Raw genomic sequence first — 3,591 nt, 5'->3', positions numbered from 1 at the left:
GTGCAGCGGCGAGGTCACCGGCCTGGCGCGCGCCCGCGTCTTCGTTGTCGAACGCGGTGGCGCCGATGGCGGTGGTGCCGCGCTCGCTGTCCAGCGGCTGCATGCCTTCGGGCATCTTGCCCAACAGGTAAGCGTCGAACACCTTGCGTGCGATCGGCGCCGCGGCCGAACCACCATAGCCACCACCTTCCACTGCCACCGCAATTGCGATGACCGGGCTGTCCGCCGGCGCAAAGCCGACGAACAGTGCGCGGTGACGCAGATGCATCGGCAGGCTCTTCGGATTCACGGCGGCGGTGCCCTTGCGGCTGATGACCTGTGCGGTACCGGTCTTGCCGGCCATCACGTACGGCGCACCGACGGCCACGCGCCAGCCGCTGCCGCCGGGCCGCATGGTTGCCATCATGCCCTCGCGCACGGCCTGCACGTTGTTGGGATTGGGGCTGACCGGCTTGCTCTCGCCGGGCGGCATCGCCGTCCAGTCGCTGTCGAAGCCTTCGCGCTGCTGGATCACCAGGTGCGGGGTGCGCAGCTGGCCGTCGGCCAGGCCGCTGACGCCGCGCGCCAGCTGCAGCGGGGTGACCTTCCAGTCACCCTGGCCGATGCTGATGTTGACCGTATCGCCGGGATACCAGGCTTCCTTGCGGCTCTTCCGCTTGTAGGCGGGCGACGGCAGGATGCCGCCGATCTCGCCGGTGAGGTCGATGCCGGTCGGCTGGCCGAAGCCGTAGTACTCCATGTAATGGTCGAAGCGCTCGATGCCCAGGTCCAGCGCCAGCTTGTAGTAATAGGTGTTGACCGACTCGGCGATGGACTTGCGCAGATCAGTCCAGCCGTGGCCGCCACGGTGGGCGTCACCCCAGCCGCGCGAGGTGCCCGGCAGGTAGAACATGCCGGTGGAGAGCACCTTGTCTTCCGGGCGGCGCACGCCGGAGTCCAGTCCCGCCAGGCCGATCAGCGGCTTCAGCGTGGAACCGGGAGCGACGCCACCGAGCACCAGGCGGTTGAACTGTGGCCGCGACGGGTTTTCGTTCAAGGCCTTGAAGTCGGCATGGGAAATGCCGTTGACGAACAGGTTGGGGTCGTAGGACGGCAGGCTGACCATCGCCAGCACTTCGCCAGTGCGCGGATCCATCGCCACCGCCGAACCCTCCTGGTCGCCGAACGCGGCCACCATCGCGCGCTGCAGGTCGGCGTCGATCGACAGCCGCAGGTCGGCACCGGACTGCGCGGCGACGCGGCCGATGGTGCGGATCGCGCGACCCTGCACGTTGGTCTCGACCTGCTCGTAGCCGACCTTGCCGCGCAGCTGCTGCTCGTAATAGCGTTCCAGGCCGGACTTGCCGATGTGGGTCAGCGCGGCATTGCCTTCGCCGAGGATCTCCAGATCCTTGTCATCAACGCGGCCGACGTAGCCGATGATGTGCGCGAACAGATCGCCATAGGGATAGCGCCGGGTCAGGTAGGGTTCCAGCTCGACCCCCGGGAAACGCCAGCGGTCGACGGCAAAGCGCGCCATCTCCTCGTCGCTCATGCGCAGCTTCAGCGTGACCGGCAGGAACTTGCGGCGCGCCTTGCGCGACCTGTTGAATGCTTCCAGCTCTTCCGGGCTGATGCTGATGATCTTCGCCAGCCCTTCCAGGGTGGCATCCATGTCCTTGACCTTGTCCGGAGTGACGTCCAGGCGGAAGGCCGGCACGTTTTCGGCCAGCAGGCGACCGTTGCGGTCGTAGATCATGCCGCGCCCTGGCACCACCGGCCGCGGCTTGATGCGGTTGGCTTCCGAGCGCGTGGCGTACACGTCGTGGTCCAGCACCTGCAGCTTGAAGTACCAGCCGCCCAGGCCCAGCAGGCAGACCAGCACGCCCAGGAAACCCAGCGCCGCACGGCGGCGGAACTGTTCGGCTTCGGCGTGCGGGTTCTTGACCTGGCGGCGCGGGATCATGGCTCAGCGCCCGCGCTTGCCGAAGCGCACCGCGTCCAGCAGCACGAACACCAGCGGCCACAGGCCCATGCCCAGCAGAGGCGCCCACCAGTACGACCAGGGCAGGGTCGGCTCATCCACCACGATGTGGACCAGCGCGCTGACGATGCGATCGTTGAACAGCAGGCCGCCGATGGCCAGCATCTGCTGGGACATCGGGAAGAAGCGGATGCGGGCACGGAAGCGTTGCAGGATGAAGGCCAGCATTACCAGCCGCAGTGCCTGTTCGCCCAGCACGCCGCCGTACAGCAGGTCGGCCACCACGCCGCTGGCAAAGGCGATGCCCAGGCCGACGCGCTCAGGAGCTTCGATCACCCAGTACGCCAGCACCAGCGCCAGCCAGTACGGGCGCAGCGGCTGCAGCAGCGCCGGCAGCGGCAGCAGGCCCAGCAGCAGCGCCACCACCAGGCTGGCCGGCAGCACCCACGGGTTGTCGCGCAGGCGGCTCATCGCTGGGCCTCCGGCGTGGTCGGTTGCCGACCAGCGGCCGGCACTACCGTGGATCCAGCTGGGGGAGAGCCCCCCTCTTGTTGAGGCGCGGGGTTAAGGGAGGATGCGGGGGCAACAGTCCTCGTCTGCGACGAGGGCTGTTGCCGGCCAGCGACCGGCGCTACCGGGGAGCTGACCGGAGCTGGCGTCGTTGCCGCTGGCGCGGCTCCCGCAGACACGCTGGCGCCGGTGGCCGGGCCCCCCGGGGCGGTTTCTTCCAGCTGCAGGCGCAGCTCCGGCGGAATGCGGATCGCCGCGCCCGGGCGCAGCAGCAGCACGTCGCGGCCGCGGTCGAGCTGGGCCGCCGGCTTCAGTTCGCCGACCAGGAAGGCGTGGGTGTCGTCCGGGCGCAGGCCGGTGATGGTGCCGACCGGGAAGCCGGCCGGGAAGCGCCCGCCGAGGCCGGAGGTGACGATCTCATCGCCCACTTCCACGCCGGCGCTGAGCGGGATGTCGCGCAGTTCCAGCGTGTCGCCGCGGCCATAGACGATCAGGCGCACGCCGTTGCGGGCCACGGTGACCGGCACCGCGTGGTCGGGATCGGTCAGCAGCAGCACGGTGGAGGTGCCACCGGTGACGCTGATCACCTGCCCCATCAAGCCGCCGGCGTCGATCACCGCCTGGCCGACGTGCACGCCCTCGCGGCTGCCTGCGTCGAGCACCAGGCGCTGCTTCACCGGGTCCAGGTCGATGTCCAGGATCGGCGCCAGCTGCACGTCCAGGCCACTGCGCTCGGCCACGTTCAGCAGTTCGCGCAGCTGGGCGTTGTCCAGCGCGGCGGTCTGCAGGCGAGTCAGGCGCGCGTTGGCCAGCAGCAGCTGGTTGCGCAGTTCACGGTTTTCGGTGACCAGCTGGGTATGGCTGGCGGCGGAATCCTTGACCTGGTTGCCGAGCTTGCCGGGCAGGCCAGCCAGTGCCCACACCGGCTGTACCAGGCTGTTGGCCTGCTCGCGCAGGCGTGCCAGCCAGCCAGCCTGGTCATCGAGCACGATCAGGGTGATGGCCAACGCGAGATAGGCCAGCAACCGCAGGGGGCTGGCGGCATCACCGGATCGGGAGGCGACGGGAGGACCGGCGTAGGGCGGCACGGCAACGATTCAACTGGCAGAAGGCGGAAG

3 protein-coding genes are annotated in these 3,591 nt (G+C 69.2%); all 3 read right to left on the bottom strand.

The window, feature by feature from the left end:
* Positions 1 to 1,945, bottom strand: a 1,945-nt coding sequence (gene mrdA, locus N5E02_RS20510; RefSeq protein WP_279946701.1) for a penicillin-binding protein 2, incomplete at its 3' end; no start/stop codon positions are given.
* 3 nt (positions 1,946 to 1,948) lie between these two features.
* Positions 1,949 to 2,434, bottom strand: a complete 486-nt coding sequence (mreD, locus tag N5E02_RS20505) for a rod shape-determining protein MreD (protein ID WP_005419400.1) — start codon at positions 2,432 to 2,434, stop codon at positions 1,949 to 1,951.
* The gene (mreC, locus tag N5E02_RS20500; protein WP_065178033.1) at positions 2,431 to 3,561 is read right to left on the bottom strand and encodes a rod shape-determining protein MreC; all 1,131 of its coding nucleotides are present in this window, start codon (positions 3,559 to 3,561) and stop codon (positions 2,431 to 2,433) included. The genes mreD and mreC overlap by 4 nt, the downstream gene beginning before the upstream one ends.
* Positions 3,562 to 3,591 lie beyond the last annotated feature (30 nt).

Origin of the sequence: Stenotrophomonas sp. GD03777, from assembly GCF_029842485.1 — a bacterium.
In the GTDB taxonomy this organism is placed as follows: Bacteria; Pseudomonadota; Gammaproteobacteria; order Xanthomonadales; family Xanthomonadaceae; genus Stenotrophomonas; species Stenotrophomonas sepilia.
Note: the sequence above shows the minus strand (reverse complement) of the source record. Positions and strands in the feature narration are given on the sequence as shown.